The sequence below is a fragment of the Streptomyces sp. NPDC050164 genome (genome assembly GCF_044459945.1).
Taxonomy (GTDB): domain Bacteria; phylum Actinomycetota; class Actinomycetes; order Streptomycetales; family Streptomycetaceae; genus Streptomyces; species Streptomyces coeruleorubidus_A.
This window is the reverse complement of the sequence record NZ_JBITJK010000032.1, coordinates 70,689-88,856: the sequence shown is the minus strand read 5'-3', so window position 1 is coordinate 88,856 and position 18,168 is coordinate 70,689. Positions and strand designations below refer to the sequence as shown.

General features: G+C 71.0%; 15 protein-coding genes. 6 read left to right on the top strand and 9 right to left on the bottom strand.

Annotated elements, in window-relative coordinates:
• Positions 1 to 2 precede the first annotated feature (2 nt).
• Positions 3 to 1,001 carry an anion permease gene (locus tag ACIBNA_RS32795; RefSeq protein WP_399168815.1) on the top strand — a complete coding sequence of 333 codons (999 nt, stop codon included), beginning with the start codon at positions 3 to 5 and terminating at the stop codon, positions 999 to 1,001.
• Positions 1,002 to 1,123: 122 nt separating this feature from the next.
• On the opposite strand, the gene pstB is transcribed toward ACIBNA_RS32795, so the two are convergent.
• From pstB to ACIBNA_RS32760, 7 genes are all read right to left on the bottom strand, one after another.
• The gene (pstB, locus tag ACIBNA_RS32790; protein ID WP_274817384.1) at positions 1,124 to 1,900 is read right to left on the bottom strand and encodes a phosphate ABC transporter ATP-binding protein PstB; all 777 of its coding nucleotides are present in this window, start codon (positions 1,898 to 1,900) and stop codon (positions 1,124 to 1,126) included.
• Positions 1,901 to 1,944: 44 nt separating this feature from the next.
• Positions 1,945 to 3,003, bottom strand: coding sequence for a phosphate ABC transporter permease PstA (gene pstA / locus ACIBNA_RS32785; protein ID WP_399168814.1), 1,059 nt, complete (start codon positions 3,001 to 3,003; stop codon positions 1,945 to 1,947).
• Entirely contained in the window at positions 3,000 to 3,998 is a 999-nt protein-coding gene (gene pstC, locus ACIBNA_RS32780; RefSeq protein ID WP_399168813.1) for a phosphate ABC transporter permease subunit PstC, read from the bottom strand. Before pstC ends, pstA begins: the two co-directional genes overlap by 4 nt.
• Positions 3,999 to 4,100: 102 nt before the next feature.
• Positions 4,101 to 5,222, bottom strand: coding sequence for a phosphate ABC transporter substrate-binding protein PstS (gene pstS, locus ACIBNA_RS32775; protein WP_399168812.1), 1,122 nt, complete (start codon positions 5,220 to 5,222; stop codon positions 4,101 to 4,103).
• Positions 5,223 to 5,461: 239 nt separating this feature from the next.
• Complete coding sequence (locus tag ACIBNA_RS32770; RefSeq protein WP_399168811.1) at positions 5,462 to 5,911, bottom strand: NUDIX hydrolase; 450 nt, start codon at positions 5,909 to 5,911, stop codon at positions 5,462 to 5,464.
• A complete protein-coding gene (locus ACIBNA_RS32765) occupies positions 5,908 to 7,050 on the bottom strand; it encodes a CHAD domain-containing protein (protein WP_399168810.1) in 1,143 nt (380 codons plus the stop codon). Before ACIBNA_RS32765 ends, ACIBNA_RS32770 begins: the two co-directional genes overlap by 4 nt.
• The gene (locus ACIBNA_RS32760; RefSeq protein ID WP_399168809.1) at positions 7,031 to 9,397 is read right to left on the bottom strand and encodes an RNA degradosome polyphosphate kinase; all 2,367 of its coding nucleotides are present in this window, start codon (positions 9,395 to 9,397) and stop codon (positions 7,031 to 7,033) included. The genes ACIBNA_RS32765 and ACIBNA_RS32760 overlap by 20 nt, the downstream gene beginning before the upstream one ends.
• A gap of 153 nt (positions 9,398 to 9,550) precedes the next feature.
• On the opposite strand from ACIBNA_RS32760, the gene ACIBNA_RS32755 reads away from it, so the two are divergent.
• Genes ACIBNA_RS32755 through ACIBNA_RS32735 form a run of 5 tightly spaced genes read left to right on the top strand, consistent with a single transcriptional unit; the run spans position 9,551 to position 13,935 of the window.
• Positions 9,551 to 10,093, top strand: coding sequence for an RNA polymerase sigma factor (locus ACIBNA_RS32755; RefSeq protein WP_399168808.1), 543 nt, complete (start codon positions 9,551 to 9,553; stop codon positions 10,091 to 10,093).
• Positions 10,090 to 10,926, top strand: a complete 837-nt coding sequence (locus ACIBNA_RS32750; RefSeq protein WP_399168807.1) for a zf-HC2 domain-containing protein — start codon at positions 10,090 to 10,092, stop codon at positions 10,924 to 10,926. Before ACIBNA_RS32755 ends, ACIBNA_RS32750 begins: the two co-directional genes overlap by 4 nt.
• Positions 10,923 to 11,783 (top strand): ABC transporter ATP-binding protein, encoded by an 861-nt coding sequence (locus ACIBNA_RS32745; protein WP_399168805.1) that lies wholly within the window; start codon positions 10,923 to 10,925, stop codon positions 11,781 to 11,783. Before ACIBNA_RS32750 ends, ACIBNA_RS32745 begins: the two co-directional genes overlap by 4 nt.
• A complete protein-coding gene (locus ACIBNA_RS32740) occupies positions 11,780 to 13,300 on the top strand; it encodes an ABC transporter permease (RefSeq protein ID WP_399168804.1) in 1,521 nt (506 codons plus the stop codon). Before ACIBNA_RS32745 ends, ACIBNA_RS32740 begins: the two co-directional genes overlap by 4 nt.
• Positions 13,288 to 13,935, top strand: a complete 648-nt coding sequence (locus tag ACIBNA_RS32735) for an ABC transporter (RefSeq protein WP_399168803.1) — start codon at positions 13,288 to 13,290, stop codon at positions 13,933 to 13,935. Before ACIBNA_RS32740 ends, ACIBNA_RS32735 begins: the two co-directional genes overlap by 13 nt.
• A gap of 318 nt (positions 13,936 to 14,253) precedes the next feature.
• Here ACIBNA_RS32735 and ACIBNA_RS32730 read toward each other — a convergent pair whose 3' ends face one another.
• Together ACIBNA_RS32730 and dnaE are read right to left on the bottom strand one after the other, a co-directional pair.
• Positions 14,254 to 14,559 (bottom strand): DUF6300 family protein, encoded by a 306-nt coding sequence (locus ACIBNA_RS32730; RefSeq protein WP_399168802.1) that lies wholly within the window; start codon positions 14,557 to 14,559, stop codon positions 14,254 to 14,256.
• Positions 14,556 to 18,152: a DNA polymerase III subunit alpha gene (gene dnaE / locus ACIBNA_RS32725; protein ID WP_399168801.1), complete on the bottom strand. Its 3,597-nt coding sequence runs from the start codon at positions 18,150 to 18,152 to the stop codon at positions 14,556 to 14,558. The genes ACIBNA_RS32730 and dnaE overlap by 4 nt, the downstream gene beginning before the upstream one ends.
• Between the last annotated feature and the right edge of the window lie 16 nt (positions 18,153 to 18,168).

Sequence of the window (18,168 nt, the reverse complement as noted above, 5' to 3'; positions counted from 1 at the left end):
TCATGGACACCTTTGCTCTGGTCGTGACCATCGGGGTCGCGCTCTTCTTCACGTACACCAACGGTTTCCACGACTCGGCGAACGCTATCGCCACGTCCGTGTCGACACGGGCGCTGACGCCGAAGGCCGCGCTGGCCATGGCCGCGGTGATGAACCTCGTCGGTGCGTTCATGGGCTCCGGGGTCGCCAAGACCGTCAGCGAGGGGCTGATCCAGACCCCCGAGGGTTCGAAGGGGATGGGGATCCTCTTCGCCGCGCTGGTGGGTGCGATCACCTGGAACCTGATCACCTGGTACTTCGGGCTGCCGTCGTCCTCCTCGCACGCGCTGTTCGGCGGCATGGTGGGGGCGGCGCTCGCCGGTGGGACGACGGTCTACTGGCACGGGGTGCTGGAGAAGATCGTCATTCCGATGTTCGTGTCTCCGGTGGTCGGTCTGCTGGCCGGCTATCTCGTGATGACCGCGATCATGTGGATATTCAGGAAGGCCAATCCGCACAGGGCCAAGCGGGGGTTCCGGATAGCCCAGACCGTCTCGGCGGCCGGGATGGCGCTGGGGCACGGTCTGCAGGACGCGCAGAAGACGATGGGCATCGTGGTGATGGCGCTCGTCATCGCGGATGTCGAGGACTACGGCGATCCGATTCCGGTGTGGGTGAAGATCGCCTGTGCGGTGATGCTGTCGCTGGGGACGTACGCCGGTGGGTGGCGGATCATGCGGACGCTGGGACGGAAGATCATCGAGCTGGATCCGCCGCAGGGGTTCGCGGCGGAGACGACGGGGGCGTCGATCATGTTCGCCACGGCGTTCCTGTTCAAGGCGCCGATCTCGACGACGCATGTCATCACGTCGGCGATCATGGGGGTCGGGGCGACGAAGCGGGTGAATGCCGTGCGGTGGGGTGTCGCCAAGAACATCATTCTGGGGTGGTTCATCACGATGCCGGCCGCCGCGCTGGTGGCTGCGTTGTCGTTCTGGGTCGTGAATCTGGCGTTCCTGTAGTCGTTGCCGGGCGCGGCTGAGTGAGTACGCGAACGGGCCCGCCCCTGGGAGAGGGGCGGGCCCTTTTCGGCCTCGCGGTGGCACCGCCATGCAGCACCGCGAGGGGTCTCGGCGGGGGTGGATCAGCCGAAGCGGCCGGAGATGTAGTCCTCCGTGGCCTGGACCGACGGGTTGGAGAAGATGCGCTCCGTGTCGTCGATCTCTATGAGCTTGCCGGGCTGGCCGACCGCCGACAGGTTGAAGAACGCCGTGCGGTCGGAGACCCGCGCCGCCTGCTGCATGTTGTGCGTGACGATGACGATCGTGAAGCGTTCCTTCAGCTCGCCGATCAGGTCCTCGATCGCCAGGGTGGAGATCGGGTCGAGGGCGGAGCAGGGCTCGTCCATGAGCAGGACGTTCGGCTCGACCGCGATCGCCCGCGCGATGCACAGACGCTGCTGCTGGCCGCCGGAGAGGCCGGAGCCGGGCTTGTTCAGGCGGTCCTTGACCTCGTTCCAGAGGTTCGCGCCCTTGAGCGACTTCTCGACGATGTCGCTCAGCTCGCTCTTCTTGTAGTTGCCGTTCAGGCGCAGGCCCGCCGCCACGTTGTCGAAGATCGACATCGTTGGGAAGGGGTTCGGGCGCTGGAACACCATGCCGACCTCGCGGCGCACGGACACCGGGTCGATGCCCGAGCCGTAGAGGTCCTCGTCGTCGAGGAGCACCTTGCCCTCGACCCGGCCGCCCGAGGTGACCTCGTGCATACGGTTCAGGGTGCGCAGGAACGTCGACTTGCCGCATCCGGACGGGCCGATGAACGCCGTCACCGAGCGCGGCTCGACGGTCATCGAGATGTCCTCGATCGCCTTGTGGGAGCCGTAGTAGGCGGTCAGTCCGCTTACGTCGATTCGCTTGGCCATGATTACTTCACTTCCAGACAGTCAGATCAGTCGCTGTGGCCGCGTCAGCGACCGGTCTTCGGGGCCTTCCAGCGGGCGATCCCGCGGGCCACCAGGTTCAGGATCATCACGAAGGCGATCAGGGTGAGCGACGCCGCCCAGGCGCGGTCGTACGCCGTGACCTCGCCCGATCCGTACTGCTGGTAGATGTACAGCGGGAGCGACGCCTGCGCGCCCTCGAAGGGGTTGGCGTTGATGAACTTGCTGCCGAACACCAGCAGCAGCACGGGCGCGGTCTCACCGGCGATGCGGGCGATGGACAGCATGATGCCGGTGGTGATGCCGCCGAGCGAGGTCGGCAGGACCACCTTCAGGATGGTGCGCCACTTGGGCACGCCGAGCGCAAGAGAGGCTTCGCGCAGCTCGTTCGGGACGAGTTTGAGCATCTCCTCCGTGGAGCGGACGACGACCGGCATCATCAGGATCGCGAGGGCGAGTGACCCGGCGAAGCCGAAGGGCTCCAGATCGAACATCAGCATGAGGCTGAGGATGAACAGGCCGGCGACGATCGACGGGATGCCGGTCATGACGTCGACGAAGAAGGTGACGGCCCGAGCGAGGTTGCCGCGCCCGTACTCCACCAGGTAGATCGCGGTGAGTACGCCGACCGGAGCGGCGATCAGCGTGGCGAGGCCGACCTGCTCCAGCGTGCCGAGAATGGCGTGGTAGATGCCGCCGCCCGTCTCCGCGTCGGTGACCACGCCCATCGAGTGGGTCAGGAAGTAGACGTCGAGGACCTTCACGCCGCGTTGGACGGTCGACCACACCAGCGAGGCCAGCGGCACCACGGCGAGCAGGAACGCGACCCACACCAGCGAGGTGACCACGCGGTCCTTGGCCTGGCGGCGATTCTCGACCCGGGCCGCGATGACGTACGTACCGAGGACGTGCAGGACCGCGGCGATCAGCGCCCACTGGACGCTGCTGTGCAGGCCGGCGGCGGCGCTGACGCCGAGTCCGAGGGCGACGGATCCGGCGGCGATGGCCCACGGGGCCCACTTGGGCAGATGGCCGCCGCGCAGGGTGCTGGGGCGCTTGGCGGCGAGGGAGGGTGTGGTGCTCATGCGTTGGCCCCCGAGTACTCCTTGCGGCGGGCGATGATCGCGCGGGCCGCGCCGTTGACCAGCAGGGTGATGACGAACAGGACCAGACCGGAGGCGATCAGCGCGTCACGGCCGAACTCGCTGGCCTCGCTGAACTTGCTGGCGATGTTCTGGGCGAAGGTGCCACCGCCCGGGTCGAGCAGGCTGGTGTGGATCAGGAAGTCGGGCGAGAGCACGGTGGCGACGGCCATCGTCTCGCCGAGGGCGCGGCCGAGGCCGAGCATCGAGGCCGAGATGACACCGGAGCGGCCGAAGGGGATGACCGCCATGCGGATCACTTCCCAGCGGGTGGCGCCGAGCGCCAGGGCGGCCTCCTCGTGCATCTGCGGGACCTGGCGGAAGACCTCGCGGCTCACGTTGGTGACGATCGGCAGGATCATGATCGCGAGCAGGATGCCCACGGTGAGCATGGAGCGTGCGGCGCCGCCCTGCCAGGAGAAGATGCCGGTCCAGCCGAGGTAGTCGTTCAGCCAGCCGAAGAGGCCGCTCATGTGCGGGACGAGCACCAGGGCGCCCCACAGGCCGTAGACGATGGACGGCACGGCGGCCAGCAGGTCGATCACATAGGCGATGGGGCCGCGCAGTCGGCGCGGGGCGTAGTGAGTGAGGAACAGCGCGATGGCGACCGAGACCGGGACCGCGATGACCATGGCGATGATCGAGGAGACGATCGTGCCGTAGGCCAGGACCGCGATGCCGAAGACCGGCGGGTTGACACCGGTGTTCCACTCGAAGGTGGTCAGGAAGTTGCCGTTGTCCTTGCTGATGGCGAGGACGGCGCGGTAGGTGAGGAAGCCCGCGATCGCGGCCATGATCGCCAGCAGCAGAATGCCCGAGCCACGGGACAGACCGAGGAAGATCCGGTCTCCGGGTCGGGTGGCGCCACGGGCCGCGCGCTTCTGCTCGGCCGTGGGCGGCTGCGTGGGGGGAGGTACGTCAGCTATCTGTGTGTCCATCGGGTTCTCCGGTCTGCGGAACCGCACGTGCTGTGCGGCCCTTGGCGGCGGTGCACCGGACGGTGCGGTCCGGTCCCGCTGGGGGACCGGACCGCACTCAGGTCAGCTCAGGCTCTCGACGGTCGTGCGAACCTTGGTGATGATCTCTTCGGGCATGGGCGCGTAGTCGTTCTCGGCGAGGATCTTCTGGCCGTCCTCCGAGGCCGCGTAGCGCAGGAACGCCTTGACCGCGGGCAGGGTCTCGGCCTTGTTGCCCTTGTCGCAGACGATCTCGTACGTCACCAGGACCATCGGGTAGGCGCCGGCGGCCTTGGTCCCGTAGTTCAGCTCCAGCGCGAGGTCCTTGCCGGTGCCGACGACCTTGGCCTCCGCGATCGCCTTGGTGGCGTTGTCGACGGTGGCCTCGACCGGCTTGTCGGCGCCGGTGTCGATGGCGACGGTCTTGATTCCGTCCTTGGCGTACGACAGCTCGAAGTAGCCGATCGCGCCGGCGGTCTGCTTGACCTGCGCGGCGACGCCGGAGGACTGCGGAGCGGACTGGCCGCCCTTGGCCTGCCAGGCCTTGCCGCCCTCGTAGGGGAAGTCCTTCTTGGCGGTGGCGATCAGGTACTTGGTGAAGTTGTCCGTGGTGCCGGACTCGTCCGAGCGGTGGAACGCCTGGATCTTGAGGTCGGGGAGCTTCGCGTCGGGGTTCAGCTTCGCGATCGCCGGGTCGTTCCACTTGGTGATCTTGCTGTCGAAGATCTTGGCGATCGTCGCAGAGTCCAGGACGAGCTTGTCGACGCCCGGGACGTTGTAGCCGACGGCGATCGGGCCGCCGACCATCGGCAGGTCGATGCCCTGGCCGCCGGAGCAGATCTTCTTGGAGGCCTCGACCTCGTCCGGCTTCAACGCCGAGTCCGAACCGGCCCAGGGGACCTGGCCCTGCGTGAACGCGGTGATACCGGCACCGGAACCGCCGGCCTTGTAGTTGATCTCCACCTTGCAGGCCGCCGAGAACTGCTTGACCCACGCGTCGACCGCGTTCTTCTGCGCGGAGGAGCCGTCGGCGAGTACCTGGCCAGAGGCGTCGTCACACTTGATGTTGCTCGGCGCGGCGGCGTTGGAGGAGCCTCCGTCCGGGTTGCCGGTCTCGTCGGAGCCGCACGCCGTGAGGGCCAGGGCGCCGGAGACGGCAAGAGCACCGAGAGCGAGGGCCCGCCGGTTCATGCGCTGAAGCTTCACTTGAGTTCCTTCCAGGAGCCGCCGTCCTGATCGGCGGCGTGCGAAGTCTGGGTGTCGCGGGACGAGGCCGCGCACGGCAGGCGCAGCTCGCATCTTGTACGGCTGAAATTAGGCAGATCAGATGAAGGCGCCGATGGCCGCGAATGAACGCAAGGTGAACCCCTGCCGACGGTGTGGTTAGGTCACGGAATGCTTACGGGGAGAGTACGTACGGGTTCCGCTTTCCGGACCTGAAGGGTTCAGTCCGGTTTTCCGGCGGGTCGTGGCCGGTTCAGCACGGCGAGCAGCGCGTCGACCAAGGGTCGGTCGTGGGGCTGGGTGAGGCGGGCGCGGGCGGCGACAGGTGTCAGCCACAGCACCCGGTCCACCTCGTCCGTCGGGGCGAACGCGCACGACATGGCTTTGGCCGCCCAGTAGCGGACCTGCTTGGGGCGGCCGTTTACCAGGTAGCGCTGGGTGGGCAGCTCGGCGCCCGGCTCGGCCCGGCAGCCCGTCTCCTCCGCGACCTCGCGCAGGGCGCCGGCGAGCGGCTCCTCGCCGCGCTTCAGCTTGCCCTTCGGCCAGGACCAGTCGTCGTATTTCGGCCGGTGCACGAGGCAGACCTCCAGCCCGCCGGTGACGGGGGAGTGGCGCCACAGGACGCAGCCGGCCGCCTGAACGGTGGTGTCCTCGGGGGAGCCGGAGCTCACCGGGTACTCACCGCCTCCTTCTGCCAGGCCTGCTGGAACGCGAAGCGTGCCGCCTCCACCTCGTGCCGCTGGTCGGCGTGCAGGACGCCGAGGGCGTATGCCGTGGCCGGGGCGATACGAGGGGTACGGGCTGCCTGGGCCGCCGCTGCCGCCGCCTCCGAGGCGTCGCGGTGGCGGTTCAGGGCCTGGCCCGCGGAGAGCAGGCGCAGGTCGACGACCGAGTTGCCGTTGGGTTCGCCGCGGATCGCTTCGCGGGCGTAGCGGTGCAGGCGCAGGAGCAGGCGGACCTGGTGCCAGGGGGCGTCCTGCGGGTGCGGGACCGTGTCCGGGGACAGGCCGTGGATGAGCGCGGCGGCGTTGTACGGGTGGCCCGCGGTGAGGAGGGGGAGGGCGGCTACGGCGTCGGTGAGGCGGTCCTTCGCGGCGGCGGCCAGGGGACGGAGGTCTGTGCCGGCCGCGGATCGGGTCAGGGGGACCTCGCTGGCCAGGACGGCGACCTTGTCCGCGATGGCGTGGAAGCGGCTGGAGCCCAGGGCTTGCAGGGCTGTGGAGTGGGCTCGGGTGCGGGCGAGGGTTAGCTGGCGGTCCAGTAGGGCGCCTGCTTTTGCTGCGCCGACTGTGAGGTTGCCGCGTTCTTGCGCTGGGGTCGGGGGGGTGCGCAGCTCGGCGTGACGAGGTGCCGCTCTCTGTGGGACGGGCGCCGCCCCAGCGGCACGACTGCCCGCAGCCACGTCCGCGGCATCGGCTGCTGTGCCTGCCGTCTTTGCCGGCAACGCAGTAGACCCCGACAAGCGGTGCAACGCGCTCAGCAGGCGTTCCAAGCGTGCCGTGTACGCGTGTTCCATGGCCAGGGTGCCTGAGACCCAGGCCAGTTCGGGGCGCATGCCCTCGCACCAGTCCGTGTCGAGGAGGGGCTGGAACGTGTGCAGGCTGGCGCTGATGCGGCGGGCCGAGCGGCGGAGCGCGCGGGCCGCGTCGACGGACCCCTCCGAGCCGCTCGCCCCGGAACCGGTCTCCCGGTGCAGGCGCAGCGCGCGGAGGAACTCCGTGGCCTGGGCCCGCAGGTAGCCCGCGAGGGCGTCCCCGGTGGGGGCGGGGCCTGCCACGGGGTCCGTCGGGTCAAGGTGTTGCTGTGCCACGCCGGCGCCTCCGGGCGTCTATGAGCATCTCCTGGACGTTGCGCAGGGGCTGGCCGTCCGCGTTGGTCGCATGCCGGGTCCACTCGCCGTCCGGGCCGAGGCGCCAGGAGGCGGTGGCGTCGGACATGCCGGTCTCCAGCAGCCGGTTCAGGGCTGCCCGGTGCGCCGGGTCGGTGACCCGGACCAGGGCCTCTATCCGGCGGTCGAGGTTGCGGTGCATCATGTCGGCGCTGCCGAACCACACCTCGGGCTCGCCGCCGTTGCCGAAGGCGAACACGCGCGAGTGCTCCAGGAAGCGGCCGAGGATGGAGCGGACCCGGATGTTCTCCGACAGGCCCGTCACGCCCGGGCGCAGCGCGCAGATGCCGCGCACCCACACGTCCACCGGCACGCCCGCCTGGGCCGCGCGGTAGCAGGCGTCGATGACGGCCTCGTCGACCATCGAGTTGACCTTGATACGGACGTACGCGGGACGTCCGGCGCGGTGGTGCTGGATCTCCTTGGTGATCCGCGCGACCAGGCCGTCGCGCAGCGACTTGGGCGCCACGAGCAGACGGCGGTAGGTCTCCCGGCGGGAGTAGCCGGAGAGGCGGTTGAAGAGGTCCGAGAGGTCCGCGCCGACCTGCGGGTCGGCCGTGAGCAGGCCGAGGTCCTCGTAGAGGCGGGCCGTCTTCGGGTGGTAGTTGCCGGTGCCGACGTGGCTGTAGCGGCGCAGCGTCTCGCCCTCCTGGCGGACCACCAGCGACAGCTTGCAGTGGGTCTTCAGGCCGACCAGGCCGTAGACCACGTGGCAGCCGGCCTCCTCCAGCTTGCGCGCCCACTTGATGTTGGCGTGCTCGTCGAAGCGGGCCTTGATCTCGACCAGGACCAGGACCTGCTTGCCGGTCTCGGCGGCCTCGATGAGCGCGTCGACTATGGGGGAGTCGCCCGAGGTCCGGTACAGGGTCTGCTTGATCGCGAGGACGTCCGGGTCGCCGGCCGCCTGCTCCAGGAAGGCCTGGACGGAGGTGGAGAACGAGTCGTACGGGTGGTGCAGCAGGACGTCCCGCTCGCGCAGGGCGGCGAAGATGTCCGGCGCGGACGCCGACTCGACCTCGGCGAGGTCGCGGTGGGTGCCGGCGACGAACTTGCGGTACTTCAGCTCCGGCCGGTCCAGGGAGGCGATCCGGAACAGGCCCGTGAGGTCCAGGGGGCCCGGCAGCGGGTACACCTCGGCCTCGCTGATCTTCAGCTCGCGCACCAGCAGGTCCAGGACCTCGCGGTCGATGGACTCCTCGACCTCCAGGCGCACCGGCGGCCCGAAGCGGCGCCGCATGAGCTCCTTCTCCAGGGCCTGGAGAAGGTTCTCGGCGTCGTCCTCCTCGACCTCCAGGTCCTCGTTCCTGGTGAGGCGGAAGGCGTGGTGCTCCAGCACCTCCATGCCCGGGAACAGCTCCTCCAGGTGGGCGGCGATGACGTCCTCGATGGGGACGTAGCGGCCCGGGGAGCTCTCCAGGAAGCGGGACAGCAGCGGCGGCACCTTCACCCGGGCGAAGTGCTTGTGGCCCGTGACCGGGTTCCGCACGACGACGGCCAGGTTCAGGGACAGGCCCGAGATGTACGGGAAGGGGTGGGCCGGGTCGACCGCCAGCGGGGTCAGCACGGGGAAGATCTGGTGCCGGAACAGGGTGAACAGGCGGGCCTGCTCCTTCTCCTGGAGCTCGTTCCAGCGGACCAGGTGGATGCCCTCCTCCGCGAGTGCGGGGGCGACGTCCTCGTGGTAGCAGGCGGCGTGCCGGGCCATGAGCTCGCGGGAGCGGGCCCAGATCATCTCCAGCACCTCGCGCGGCTGGAGGCCGGAGGCGGAGCGGGTGGCCACGCCGGTGGCGATACGGCGCTTCAGACCGGCCACCCGGACCATGAAGAACTCGTCCAGGTTGCTGGCGAAGATCGCGAGGAAGTTGGCCCGCTCCAGCAGGGGCGTGTTCGGGTCCTCGGCGAGTTCGAGAACGCGCTCGTTGAACGCGAGCCAGCTTCGCTCCCGGTCGAGGAAACGGCCCTGTGGCAGCTGGGGCCCGTCGTACGGCGACTCCTCGTAGGCGTCGAGGTCGGCGTCGATGTCGGGTTCGAGTTCGGAGACGGCTGCCGCGATGGTGTGCGGGCGGTGGGCTGCTATGGAGCCCACGGAGGGCTGCGCGTGCTGGACCTGTGCCTGGTTGTTCGGCTGGCTCATGGACCCATTCTTCCGCGCCGCGAGCATCACGGGCGCGTCGGAAAGCGCGGGAGGGAGCGGGGGCGTCACATGAGTGTTCCCGTTCCTCCCAGGCCCCTCTCGGGGCGGTGAAGGCTCTGGCACGGCGGGAGTCATTGGCTGAGCCTCGCAAGCTCGTCTGAATCGATGGTTACGGAGACATGACGTGTGGGATAGCGCAGGGCGGATCGCGGGGGTGCGTTCGGTGCCGGCCGGAAAGTCGGGCGTGCTTTCGTGAACCGGTCGAACGGGGTCGTCCGATGAGGAGACGTGAGCGATACGAGAAGCGACGGGGAGCTGCTGCGGGCCGTTGCCGCGGACGCCGACCGGCGGGCCTTCGAGGAGCTGTACCGGCGGTACGCGCCGTGGCTTCGTGCCCGGCTGCGGGGCCGGTGCGCCGACGTGGGTGTCGTCGACGACGTCGTGCAGGAGACGTTCCTCGCGGTGTGGCGGGGCAAGGCCCGCTACCGGGAGGAGGGCGATGTGGCCGGGTGGCTGTGGCGCATCGGGTCGCGGCGGCTGGTGGACGCGCTGCGCGGTGACGGAGCGCGCGGGCGGCTGCGGCAGGCGCTGGCGCGGCTCAGGCACCGGGACGAGGTGTCGGCGGAGGAGCGCGTGCTCGCGGGGGTGGAGCACGGGGACCTCGCCGGCGCGCTGGTCCGGCTGTCGCCGGAGCTGCGGGCGGTGTTGCAGGCGACCGTCATCGACGGCCTGACGACCCGGGAGGCCGCCGTGCTGCTGGGGATTCCGCCGGGGACGGTCAAGACGCGGGCGATGCGGGCCCGCAAGCAGTTGCGGGAGGCGTTGGCATGAGCTGGCACGTGCCTGAAGAGGATCTGCGCGCCTACGCGCGCGGCGAGCTGGCGGCACCGGCTCTGTGGTCCGCCGACGCGCACCTGGGCGCCTGTGCCGCGTGCCGGGGCGTGCTCGCCGAGGTGAGTGACCCGGTCGCGCTCGACGCGGGGTGGGAGCGGCTCGACGCCGAGCTCGACGCGCCCCGGGCGGGGGTGGTGGAGTCGCTGCTGGTGCGCATCGGGGTGGCCGGGCACACCGCGCGGCTGCTGGCGGCGGCTCCGGTGCTGCGGCGGTCGTGGCTGGGGGCCGTCGTCGCCGTGCTGCTGCTGAGCGTCGGGGCGGGGCACGCCCCGCACAGCGGAGAGTTCCCCACGCTGTTCCTCGCCCTCGCGCCGCTGCTGCCGCTGGCGGGAGTGGCGCTGTCGTACGGGCCCGCGCTCGATCCGACGTACGAGATGGCCGTCGTCGCGCCGATGCACGGGTTCCGGCTGCTGATGATCCGGACGATGGCCGTGCTGGGCGTGGTGCTGGGGCTGAACGGGCTCGCGACGCTCGCGCTGCCCGAGTACGGGCTGCGTGCGCTGGCCTGGCTGCTGCCCGCGCTCGCGCTCACCGCGACCGGGCTGGCACTGACGCCCCGGCTGGGGCCGGTGCTCGCGCCGTCGCTGGTCGGCGGGGCGTGGGTCGGGCTGCTGGTGCTGGCCGAGGCGCTGCGGGCGGGGCCCGAGGTGCCGCTCGCGCCGTTCACCGTCGCCGGGCAGGGCGTGGCGGCGCTGGTCGCCGCGCTCGCCGCCGGGCTGCTCCTTGTCTTCCGTGACCGTTTCGATCTCTTCCAGGGACGTGCCGTATGACCGCGACCGTGTCCGCCTCCGGGCTCAGCCTCCACTACGGCGGCACCCGTGCCCTCGACGACGTGTCGCTGCGGCTGACCGGCGGCGTCACCGGGCTGCTCGGGCCCAACGGCGCCGGGAAGACCACGCTGCTGCGGGTCCTCGCCACGGCCCTGCCGGCCGACCGGGGCGCCTTCACCGTCCTCGGGCACGACCCGGGCACCGCGCGGGGCAGGCAGGAGGTACGGCGCAGGCTGGGCTATCTGCCGCAGACGCCGGGGTTCCACCCGGACTTCACCGCCTTCGAGTTCGTCGACTACGTGGCGATCCTGAAGGAGATGACCGACCGGGCCGCCCGGCATCGCGAGGTGCGGCGGGTGCTCGACGAGGTGGGGCTGGCCGATGTGCGGGGCAAGCGGATCCGCAAGCTGTCCGGCGGCATGCGGCAGCGGGTCGCCCTGGGGGCCGCCCTGGTCGGTGATCCCGGCTTCCTGGTGCTGGACGAGCCCACCGTCGGGCTGGATCCCGAACAGCGCATGCGGTTCCGGGAGCTGATCGCGGGGGCCGGGGAGGGGCGCACGGTGCTGCTGTCCACCCACCAGACGGAGGACGTGGCGATGCTCTGTCACCGGGTGCTGGTCATGGCCGGCGGCCGGGTCCGGTTCGAGGGCACTCCGGCCGAGCTGACGGCGCGGGCCGCGGGGCGGGTGTGGAGCAGCACGGAGCGCGATCCGGGTGCCAAGGCGGGGTGGCGTACGGGGACCGGGACCTTCCGGAACGTGGGGGATCCGCCGGACGGGGCCGAGCTCGTCGAGCCCACCCTGGAGGACGGTTACCTGCTCACCCTCGACGGTGAAGCCGTGGAGGTGGCGGCATGACCGCGGTGGTGGAGAAGCCGGTCGGGCCCGCCCTGCGGGCCGAGCCGGGCGGTGCCCGGGCCGCCGTGTTCGCCCTGGCCCTGTTCGAGACGCGCCGGCTGCTGACGAGAGTGCCGGTGATCATCGCCTTCCTCGTGTACCTCGGCTGGACCGTGTGGCGCGGCGGGAAGGACTGGGACGGCTACCCGGCCCTCCAGGACGTCGACCGCGCCACCCAGAGCGCGCCGATGCTGGTCGGCCTCGCGGTCCTGCTGTCCGTCAACCTCGCCGCGCTGCGCTCGCGACGGCACGGCACGGAGCAGCACTTCGCGGTGCTGGTCCTCCCACCGTGGCGGCGTACGGTCGCCCACGCGCTGTCGGTCGTGGCCGCGGCCCTGCTCACCGCCGTGTGCGTGGCCGCGCAGTTCGGCCGGGAGGCGCTCAGGCCCGGGGCGATCGGGTACGGCTCGGTGGCCGAACTGCTCGTGGGACCGCTGACCGTGTTGCTGTCCGGGCTGGTCGGGCTGCTCATGGCCGGGCTGGTGACGTCGGCTCTCGCCGGCCCGCTGACGGTGGTGTTCTTCCTGTCCTTTTTCCTCTTCTTCACGGGCGGCATGAGCGACGGCGGGATCCGGTGGTTCATGCCGGTGGTCGTCGACCCGACCGTCGGCACACTGCCGTCCGATCTGCTGGGCAGGCCCGCCGCGTGGCACGCGCTGTATCTGGCCGGGCTGGCGCTGTGCGCGGGCCTGGTGGCGGTGCTGGTCGCCGGTGGCCGTAAGCCGGTGGTGATGGCCGGGGTCGCCGGGGCGGTGGCCATGACGCTGGTGGGCGGGGTCGCGCAGACGGGCGGCGACTCGCCCGAGCTGGTCAAGGCCCGGGAGCGGGCCACGGTGAACCCGGACCAAGTGCACTCCTGTGTCCGGCGGGACGGGTCGACGTACTGCGCGTTCCCCGAGTGGGGACCGCGGGTCGCGGACTGGGCCGGGGTCGTGGACCGGGTGCGGTCCCTGGCCGGGGGCAGCGCCCATGAGCAGAAGGTCGTCGTACGGCAGCGGGTCGAGGCCCGTTACGGGCCCTCCGGCCAGGGTGTGCTGATGCCCCTGGAGCGTCCGCATGAGGTGACCGTGGGCACCGAGTGGGGCGGAAACCGCGTCCCCGAGTTCTCGGCGGCCGTGGCCGGTGTGCTGGTCGCGGGGAACGAGAAGGCGTCGACCTCGATGTGCGACGGCCGCATGGTCACCGTCATGTGGCTGGCCCTGGGCTGGGAGTCCGACCCGATGGCGGCCCTGCGCCGCGTCCGCCTCGACGACAGCGTGACCGGCTCGGCCCTCGTGCTCCAGGCGACGGACGGGATGTACATGACGGCCGCCCAGACGGAGGTCCTGCGCGAGCTGCTCGACCGGCCCCGGGGCGAGGTCACCGCGCGCGTGAAGTCCCAGTGGGCCGAGCTGACCGCGCCGAAGGTGACGGCCGCCCGGGCGGCGCAGTTGCTGGGCGTGCGCGCGCCCGAGGGGGACGACAAGTGTCTGGACTGACACGGCAGTTGATCCTCCCCGTCTGCCGGACCCTGCCCCTGGGCGCGGTCGGCACGGCCGGCGTGGCGGGACTCCTCCTCGCCGCGCTCACCCGGATCACCGGTGAGACGGGCGAACGGCTCTCCCTGCACCTGCTGCGGGGCGCGGTCCTGGCCTTCGCGATGGGCCTGGTGTTCCTCCTGGACGACCCGGCCCGGCACACCACGGCCACCGTGCCGACCCCGCGCCCGGTCCGCGTCGCGCTGCGAGTGGTCCTCGTCGTCCCGGCCGCGGCGGCCTGGTGGACCGCGGCACTGCTGCTCGTGCCGCCGGACCTACGGCCCCCGGTCGCCGACATCACGCTGGAGGCCGGGGCGGCGTTCGCCCTGGCGGTGGCCGGTGCGGCGGTCGCGGTGCGGTTCAGCGACGTCACGCGCCCCGGACCGCGGGTCGCGGCCGGCCTGCTGACCTCGGCGGTACTGGTCATGCTGTTCTGGCCCGGGAGGTGGGCGCTGTTCGTGCCGGTGGAGGACGACCGGTGGGCGGCGGCGCACGACCGGTGGGCGGTGGTGCTGGCGGGGGCCGTGCTCGTGGGAGCGGTGGGGGTGGTGGAGCCGTTGCGGCGGTGGTCGTGGCGTGTGGCGCCGGGTGGGTGAGGTGGTCGGAGGTCGTTGGCCCGGTTGTGTTCGGGCGTGGGGTGCTGGGTGGGTGAGCTGGTCTGCGGGGCGTCGGTCCGGTTGTGGCCTGGCGTGTGGTGCCAGGTGCTGGCTCTGGGTGGCTGGTCGGAGGCCGTTGGTCCGGGTGGGGTCCGGGCGTGTGGCGCCCGGCGGGTGACCTGTCCTGCGGGGCATCGGTCCGGCCGTGTCCCAGCGTGTGGCGGTGAGCCGGTGACGGGATGCCGGACACGGGGGCTACAGGTCACCGGTCCGCCACCGTGCCGGTGGGCCGCTGACGTGGCGCCGGGCGTGGGGCGGCTACAGGCGACCGGTCCGCCAGCGGGCCTCTTCCTCGGCGAGGGCGGTGGGGTCGGGGGCGCGGTGGCGGACGGCGGTCAGCCAGTCCGTGATGAGCCCCGCGAGCCGGGCCTGCTGTGGCGGGCCGTCCTCGGCGAGCAGGGCCAGCAGCCGTCCGGCCGCGGGATCGTCCGTGTCGCAGGTGCCGCACAGGACCGTCTCCTTGAGGCCCTCGACCGGGGCTCCGGCGGTGTTGTGCCAGGTGTGCGGGTAGCGGGCGGACAGCAGGGCCGGGGCCGCGCAGCGGGCGCAGACCAGCGGGGTCACGCGAGGCCCACCCAGGCGTCCGCCCCGAAGGTGCCCTTCACGTCGGAGGCGATGGTGGCGGGGTTCACCGTGGTGTCCAGGGCGTAGACGGTGGTCGTGCGGGAGCCGCGGACCCGGAGGCGGACGGGGGTGTCGCCGGGGTGGTCGGTGAGGATCCGCCGCAGTTCGCTCACGGACTGCCGGGTGATGCGGTGCGCGGGCAGGGCGAGGTGGACCGGGGGCCTGCCGCCGTGCTCGGCAGGCGACACGTCCAGCACGGCGAGTTCCTTGCCGAAGAGGCTCAGTGTGCCGTCGCGGTCCTCGATCCTGCCGCGTACGCAGACGACGTCGTCCTCGGTGAGCGCGTGCTGGACGAGCTGGTAGACGGCGGGGAAGAACAGCACCTCGATGCCGGCGTCCCGGTCCGTGAGCTGTACGACGGCCCAGGCGTTGCCCTGCTTGGTCACCTTGCGCTGCACACCGGTGATCAGCCCGGACAGCCGTACCTCCCCGGAGGTGCGGCCGGAGGCGAGGAGTTCGGCGATGGAGCAGTCACGGGCGGCGGCGAGGATCCGTTCGGCACCGTCCAGCGGGTGGGCGGAGACGTACAGGCCCAGCATCTCCCGCTCGGTCGACAGCAGTTGGCGGCGAGGCCACTCCTCCTCGCCCACGGGGAAGTCGAGACCGAAGGCGGGACCGGCCTCCTCGGCCGCGCCCAGTCCGGCGAACAGGTCGTCCTGGCCGAAGCTCGCGGCCTTCTTCACCGGGATGACCGCGTCGACGGCGGCCTCGTGCACGGCGGTCAGGCCCTTGCGGGAGTGCCCGAGCGAATCGAAGGCGCCCGCCTTGATCAGTGACTCCACCGCCCGCTTGTTCAGGGCGGGCAGGCCGGCCTTGTGCAGGAAGTCGGAGAAGGAGGTGAACCGCCCGTTGTGGCGGCGGGCGTCGATGACGGCCTCGATGACGTTGTCGCCGACGTTGCGCACGGACCGCAGCCCGAACCGTACGTCGTCGCCGATCGCGGTGAACTCCGCCACCGACTCGTTGATGTCGGGCGGCAGCACCCGGACGCCGTTCGCGCGGGCGTCGGCGAGGTAGAGCGCGGCCTTGTCCTTGTCGTCGCCGACCGAGGTGAGCAGCGCGGCCATGTACTCGGCGGGGTAGTTGGCCTTGAGGTAGGCGGTCCAGTAGGAGACGAGGCCGTAGCCGGCCGTGTGGGACTTGTTGAAGGCGTAGCCGGAGAACGGCAGCATCACGTCCCAGAGGGCCTTGACCGCCTCGTCGGAGTAGCCGTTCGCCGTCATGCCGCCGTGGAACTTCTCCCACTCGGCGGCCAGCACCTCGGGTTTCTTCTTGCCCATCGCCCGGCGCAGCATGTCCGCGCCGCCCAGGGTGTAACCGGCGAGCTGCCGGGCGATGGCCATGATCTGTTCCTGGTAGACCAGCAGATGGTGGGTGGAGCCGAGGATCGGGTCGAGGGCTTCCTCCAGCTCCGGGTGGATCGGGGTCGCTGCCTGCTTGCCGTTCTGGCGCAGGGCGTAGTTGGTGTGCGCGTTGGCGGCCATCGGGCCGGGCCGGTACAGGGCGTTGGCGGCGGCGATGTCCTCGAACCGGGTGGGGGCCATCGCCTTGAGCAGGGCGCGCATGCCGCCGGAGTCGAGCTGGAAGACGCCGAGCGTGTTGGCCTCGGCGAGCAGCCGGTAGGTGCGGGCGTCGTCCAGCGGGATGACGACCGTGTCCGGGTCGCCGTCGCCGGGGTCGACGGTGGCCGGCCGGATGCCCCGGTTCTCCCGGACGTTGGCGATGGCCTGGTCGATGACGCCCAGGTTCCGCAGCCCCAGGAAGTCCATCTTCACCAGGCCCATCGCCTCGCACGACGGGTAGTCGAAGCCGGTGATGCGCGCGCCGTCCAAGGCCCGCAGATGCAGCGGGATGCGGTCGGTCAGCCGCGTCTTGGAAAGGATCACCGCGGCGGCGTGCACACCGGTGCCGCGCGTCAGGCCCTCCACGCCCCGGGCCGTGTCGATCACCCGCCGCACGTCCGGCTCGCTCTCGTACAGCTGCCGGATCTCGCCGGCCTCCGGATAACGCGGGTGGGAGGAGTCGAAGACGGCGTCCAGCGGGGCGGGTTTGCCGTTCTGGTCGGGCGGGAGCGCCTTGGTGATGCGCTCGCCGTGGGCGAAGGGATAGCCCAGGATGCGCGCGGAGTCCTTGATGGCGTTCTTGGCCTTGATCCTGCCGAAGGTGTTCACCAGGGCCGTGTACTCGTCGCCGTACTTGTCGATGACGTAGCGGACCATCCGGTCGCGCTGCCGGTCGTCGAAGTCGAGGTCGACGTCGGGCGGGTTGATGCGCTCGGGGTTGAGGAACCGCTCGAAGAGCAGCCCGTGTTCCAGCGGGCACAGCTCGGTGATGCGGGTCGCGTACGCGACGAGGGAGCCGGTGGCCGACCCGCGGCCCGGGCCGAGCGGGATGCGGTTCTCGCGGGCGTACCGGCAGATGTCCGCCACGACGAGGAAGTACGAGCTGAAGCCCATCGGCCCGATGACCGACATCTCGGTCTCGAACCGCTCCAGAACGTGCGCCGGCACCGGATCCCCGTACCGCAGGGCCAGTCCCTTCAGGACCTCCTTCCGCAGCCACGACTCCTGTGTCTCGCCCTCCGGCACGTCCGGGAACAGCGGCATCTCGTCGACATGGTCGAAGACCTCGTCGTACGACCCGACGCGCTCGGCGATCAGCAGGGTGTTGTCGCAGGCCTCGGGCAGGTCGGCGAAGAGGGCGCGCATCTCGGCGGCCGATTTCAGGTAGTAGCCGGAGCCGCTGAAGCGGAAGCGGCGCGGGTCGTCCTTGTTCTTGCCGACGCCGATGCACAGCAGGTTGTCGTGGGCGTCGGCCTGGTCCTCGGTGACGTAGTGGGCGTCGTTGGTGGCCAGGAGCGGGATGCCCAGCCCGCGGGCGAGACGCAGCAGCCCGTCGCGGACGTCGCGTTCGATGGCCAGGCCGTGGTCCATCAGCTCCAGGAAGTAGTTCTCCCGGCCGAAGATCTCCTGGTAGGCGCCCGCGGCGGCCCTGGCCTCGTCGTACTGCCCGAGCCGCAGACGCGTCTGGATCTCGCCGGAGGGGCAGCCGGTGGTCGCGATGATGCCGTCGGGCCGCTCGGCGATCAGCTCCCGGTCCATGCGCGGCTTCCCGGCCGGGAACTGGCCCTCGTAACTGGCCTGCGTGCTGAGCCGGAACAGGTTCCGCAGCCCCCGGGCGTCATGGGCCCACATGGTCATGTGCGTGAACCGGCCGCCGCCGGAGACGTCCTTCGACCCCTCTCCGTCCTCACCGACGGCCCGACGCCCGCCCGGCCCCCAGAACTCCTGCCGCCGCGAGAACCGGGAGGAGGGCGCCACATACGCCTCGATCCCGATGACCGGCTTGACGGCCTCGAAGCCCTTCGCGGTCTGCGCGAACTCATAGGCCCCGAACATGTTCCCGTGGTCGCTCATCGCGATCGCGGGCATGCCCTGCCGCGCGACCTCGGCGAACATCGGCTTCAGCTTCTGTGCGCCGTCGAGCATGGAGTATTCCGTGTGGTTGTGCAGATGGGCGAAAGAGCTCGGCATTCTCCGCATGAAACCG

Excerpts from the sequence above, each read along its gene's own strand:
- ACIBNA_RS32760 (WP_399168809.1), bottom strand. The coding sequence starts at position 9,397 with ATGACTCCCGCCGTGCCAGAGCCTTCACCGCCCCGAGAGGGGCCTGGG.
- pstA (WP_399168814.1), bottom strand. The coding sequence starts at position 3,003 with ATGAGCACCACACCCTCCCTCGCCGCCAAGCGCCCCAGCACCCTGCGC.
- ACIBNA_RS32750 (WP_399168807.1), top strand. The coding sequence starts at position 10,090 with ATGAGCTGGCACGTGCCTGAAGAGGATCTGCGCGCCTACGCGCGCGGC.
- ACIBNA_RS32740 (WP_399168804.1), top strand. The coding sequence starts at position 11,780 with ATGACCGCGGTGGTGGAGAAGCCGGTCGGGCCCGCCCTGCGGGCCGAG.
- ACIBNA_RS32795 (WP_399168815.1), top strand. The coding sequence starts at position 3 with ATGGACACCTTTGCTCTGGTCGTGACCATCGGGGTCGCGCTCTTCTTC.
- ACIBNA_RS32745 (WP_399168805.1), top strand. The coding sequence starts at position 10,923 with ATGACCGCGACCGTGTCCGCCTCCGGGCTCAGCCTCCACTACGGCGGC.
- pstC (WP_399168813.1), bottom strand. The coding sequence starts at position 3,998 with ATGGACACACAGATAGCTGACGTACCTCCCCCCACGCAGCCGCCCACG.
- dnaE (WP_399168801.1), bottom strand. The coding sequence starts at position 18,152 with ATGCCGAGCTCTTTCGCCCATCTGCACAACCACACGGAATACTCCATG.
- pstB (WP_274817384.1), bottom strand. The coding sequence starts at position 1,900 with ATGGCCAAGCGAATCGACGTAAGCGGACTGACCGCCTACTACGGCTCC.